Genomic DNA, 4,082 nt, shown 5'->3' on the forward strand with positions numbered 1-4,082 from the left:
TTCAATGGGAATCTGGAAGAGGAAGAAGATGACATATTTTCTTATATAAATGATCGTCGGGACAAAGATTTTGATAAATTTAATCCTGATATTCCTCTTAATAAATTAAGGAATAGATTTTTAGAAGAAATTTATAATAATGCAGCGATCAGACCAGAGAATCATTTTTATAGTATCACTTCTCCTACTGGGATAGGAAAAACATTTGGCTGCATGGTATTCGCGAATAAGCTGCGTAAACTGTTACCAGAGCGAAATGCTCGAATAATCTATTGTCTACCTTATACATCAATCATAGATCAGAATTACAAAGAATTTGATAAAATACTTAGTTTCAGTAAAGGAGATAAATATCAGAGAAGACCTAATCGATATTTGTTGAAACACCATTATCAGAATCCAAAAATAATAAATAATAGATTGGATGAAGACAAGAAGACTTTGAAGGATTATCATGATGATGTACTTTTTGTGGAATCCTGGAAATCAACTTATGTTGTAACAACTTTTGTTCAGTTATTTTATGCTGTAATCGGCTACCGTAACAGATCACTGAAGAAATTTCACAATATTGTCAATTCCATTATTATACTTGATGAAGTACAGAATATTGATCCAGATTATTATAGGTTACTTAGGGAAACATTTCAAGTATTGGGTAAGAAATTTGGAATATATTTCTTATTGATAACCGCAACTCAGCCGGAGATAATTGAAAAGGAGGATATAGTTGAATTGACAAATTCGGAATTTTATATGCATTCAGAGATATTTAATAGAGTAAGCTTAACAAGATTAAATGATGTGAATGATATTGATGAATTAATAGACGACTTTGGAAATTTGTTTTTAGGGAATAATGCCTTGATTGTGATGAATACAAAAAAGATGGCAAAATACATGTATGAGCAACTCCGTGAATTACACTCTGATTATACTTTAATATATTTAACAACAAATCTTCTTCCTTATGACAGGATAATAAAAATTGATCAAGTAAGAGAATTATTAAGAACAAAAGAAAAAGTCATTGTGGTTTCGACGCAATTGATTGAAGCAGGAGTTGATTTAAGCTTTGAGTATGTATTCAGAGATTTTGGTCCGCTTGATTCTATCGTTCAAGTTGCTGGAAGGTGTAATCGGAATGGTGAATATGGATTAGGGAATGGTAAAATGTTCTTGTTTGACTTAAATAATAGCAATATCTATAAAAAATTCGTAATCCAATCAGTTAGAGATATTTTATCTGAACAGGAATATCTAAGTAAGGACTTTTATAAACTATCAATTGAATATTTTAGTAAGCTAAAATTCAGCAGCGAATCAAAAAAGATAATCAAAGCCATAAAGGAATTGAATTATGACACTGAAATCAGGGAGCAGACTCCAGTTAATAAATTCAAATTAATAAATGATGAAGGTAAGGAAAGTATTTACATATTGAGAACTAAGGACGCTCAAAAAAATATGGATGAGTTGATTTGTCAAAAAAGAAAATTATTAAAAGAACCTGATAGAAAGATAAAAGATCAGATTCAATTGAAAATAGAAAAGCTAAAATATGAATTATTACCATTTACGATTTCATTGTACCCGCAAGAATTAGAAATTTATAGACATTATCTTCAGCCTGCTGAAGAGATAGATAGTAATCCTGATTATCCGATTAAATACTTATCATATAAATTTCAAGCTAAATATGCCTATGATGAGGATATAGGTTTTTTAAAGATACCTAAAAAAGAAATAGTAAATTTGCAAATGTGGTAAAAATACTTTATCATGGAATTATACTTAAATACTTACGGGACATATCTTCATAAACGTGGGAGTATGTTTGAGGTGAAGATTGGCGATGAGAAGAAGAGTATTTCTGCTGCTCGTGTATCTTCTATTGTGATATCTAATGCTGCTCAGATAACTACTGACGCTATTCAACTGGCATTGGAATATAATATTGATATTCTATTTCTGGATCAGTATGGTGATCCTTATGGTCGTATCTGGTTTCCACGTATGGGTAGTTCTACATTTATCAGGCGAAGATTGCTGGAGATTTATGCAAATGATGCGGGTCTGGGTTATGTGAAGCAATGGGTAGGTCAAAAACTTGAAAATCAGGCAGAATTTCTGGAAGAGCTATTAGATAAACGTCCAGGAGTAAAGGATAGTTTATCGGGTGAAATTGCTAAAATTGGCTTACTGCATAATCAATTACAGGACGTAAGCGGTAGTTTGAATGCTAATATGGGCAGGATCATGGGATTGGAAGGCAATAGTGCGAGGATTTATTTTTCCTTAATATCATTATTATTACCTGATAAATATCGCTATCGGGGCAGGAGCAGTCGTCCGGCAAAGGATGTGTTTAATGCCTGCCTTAATTATGGGTATGGGATATTGTATGGTAAAGTGGAACGAGCTTTGGTGATTGCTGGGTTAGACCCTTATATTGGGCTTTTGCATACGGATAATTATAATAAGAAGTCGTTAGTTTATGATTTCATCGAACCTTATCGGATATTGGTTGAGAAGCCGGTATTTTATCTATTTTCGCGGAGAAAGATCAATGAGGCACATTATGATGAGATCAATCAAGGCGTGACTTTGAATGATGAAGGCAAAAAGATATTAGTTCCTCAATTAATGGAATATTTTGATAAAATAGAACGCTATGGTAATAAAAATATGAAGATCATTTCTCGTATCCAGGCTGATGCTCATAAATTTGCTAATCAGTTGATTGGTAAGAAGTGAATAGTGTGTGAAGATAAGAGGGTGAGAAGATTAGAAGATGTGAGGAGTTGTAGCAATTGGTTGTTATATTTTATTATTAACACTAAGGGAGTAATATGCTAACCTGGGTCATGTATGATATACCTAAAAACAAAACAAGGAATAAGATTGCCAAAGCATGCAAAGAAGCAGGAATTTACCGAGTGCAGTATTCGGTATTTTTAGGCGATCTTGATAAAGCACAACGAAGGGAATTGCGCACGATTATCGAAGATTTGATTGATGAAGATGTTGATTCTGTATATATATTTCCCATGAGCAGAGATGATTTTGATCAATGTGTACTACTGGGTCAGGCATTTGATAAAGACTTGATCACTGATGAAGTGAAGGCACTTTTTTTGTGAAAATAGAAATGAATAATTGTAAGTTGATAGAACCGGTAATTAATGAGGAATTCGTTTTTATTACTCCTTCTGAGGTGATAGAGTATCTTTATTGTCCCAGGTTTATCTATTATATGAAAGTGCTCAATATTCATCAGCATGAGCAGAGGCGAAAACTGGTTAATAAAGGAAGAGATATTCATAACCTGAAACTGGTTCTAAATAAGGAATATCTGCGAAACAGAATTGGAGTTGTAGATAAACAGCAGGAAGTTTATCTTACTTCCCGGAAAATGCATCTGGTGGGAAAAGTTGATGAAGTGCTTTTTCTTAAGGATGGTAAAGCTGCACCTTTAGACTATAAATTCGCTTTCTGGGATGAGAGAATATATAAAACACTGAAAATCCAACAGACGCTGTATGCTTTGATGATCGAGGAGAATTATGATCAGGTTGTCGAGAAAGCTTATCTGGTGTATGTGAGAAGTAAGAATAAACTGGTGGAACTGGAAGTAACAGATAAACTGAAAACAGAAGCTAAGAAGATAATCCGTGACATGTTTGAGGTGATTGAACTAAATTACTTCCCGAAGTCTACAAAGGTGAAATCAAAGTGCAATGATTGTACTTACCGGAATTTATGTGGAATCTGAGGCGAATTTATTGATTGACAGGTAAATATTGCGGTTCTTTTTAGTCATATAGAGGTGTTCATTAGAATCTGAGAGTGAAAAGTTTGTGTCTTTAGCCCGAAAAATACAGTTCGGAGCGACGAAAAGTAGTATCTGGGTATGGTGTATAGTGCCATATCCCTATTATTTTTAGCTTTATTGACGGGTTTAAGAACTAATATCCAGAAGAGAAAGGATTGAAACTTATTCTTCAGCTGAAAACAAGATCTGCCCCCTGCAGGTTTAAGAACTAATATCCAGAAGAGAAAGGATTGAAACAGCGATCTGA

At 33.5% G+C, this 4,082-nt stretch carries 4 protein-coding genes; all 4 read left to right on the top strand.

Annotated elements, in window-relative coordinates; translation table 11 throughout:
* Window positions 1–1,770: CRISPR-associated helicase Cas3' (gene cas3 / locus RAO94_05260; protein ID MDP8321737.1), on the top strand; the 1,770-nt coding region annotated here is incomplete at its 5' end.
* A 12-nt stretch (window positions 1,771–1,782) separates the two neighbouring features.
* A complete protein-coding gene (gene cas1 / locus RAO94_05265) occupies window positions 1,783–2,757 on the top strand; it encodes a CRISPR-associated endonuclease Cas1 (protein MDP8321738.1) in 975 nt (324 codons plus the stop codon).
* A 95-nt stretch (window positions 2,758–2,852) separates the two neighbouring features.
* Window positions 2,853–3,143, top strand: coding sequence for a CRISPR-associated endonuclease Cas2 (gene cas2 / locus RAO94_05270; GenBank protein ID MDP8321739.1), 291 nt, complete (start codon window positions 2,853–2,855; stop codon window positions 3,141–3,143).
* Between the two features lie 8 nt (window positions 3,144–3,151).
* Entirely contained in the window at window positions 3,152–3,775 is a 624-nt protein-coding gene (gene cas4 / locus RAO94_05275) for a CRISPR-associated protein Cas4 (GenBank protein MDP8321740.1), read from the top strand.
* The last annotated feature ends 307 nt before the right edge of the window (window positions 3,776–4,082 follow it).

The sequence above is a fragment of the Candidatus Stygibacter australis genome (assembly GCA_030765845.1).
GTDB classification, from domain to species: Bacteria; Cloacimonadota; Cloacimonadia; order Cloacimonadales; family TCS61; genus Stygibacter; species Stygibacter australis.

Coding starts and splice junctions, on each gene's coding strand:
- cas1 (MDP8321738.1), top strand. CDS start 1,783: ATGGAATTATACTTAAATACTTACGGGACATATCTTCATAAACGTGGG.
- cas2 (MDP8321739.1), top strand. CDS start 2,853: ATGCTAACCTGGGTCATGTATGATATACCTAAAAACAAAACAAGGAAT.
- cas4 (MDP8321740.1), top strand. CDS start 3,152: ATGAATAATTGTAAGTTGATAGAACCGGTAATTAATGAGGAATTCGTT.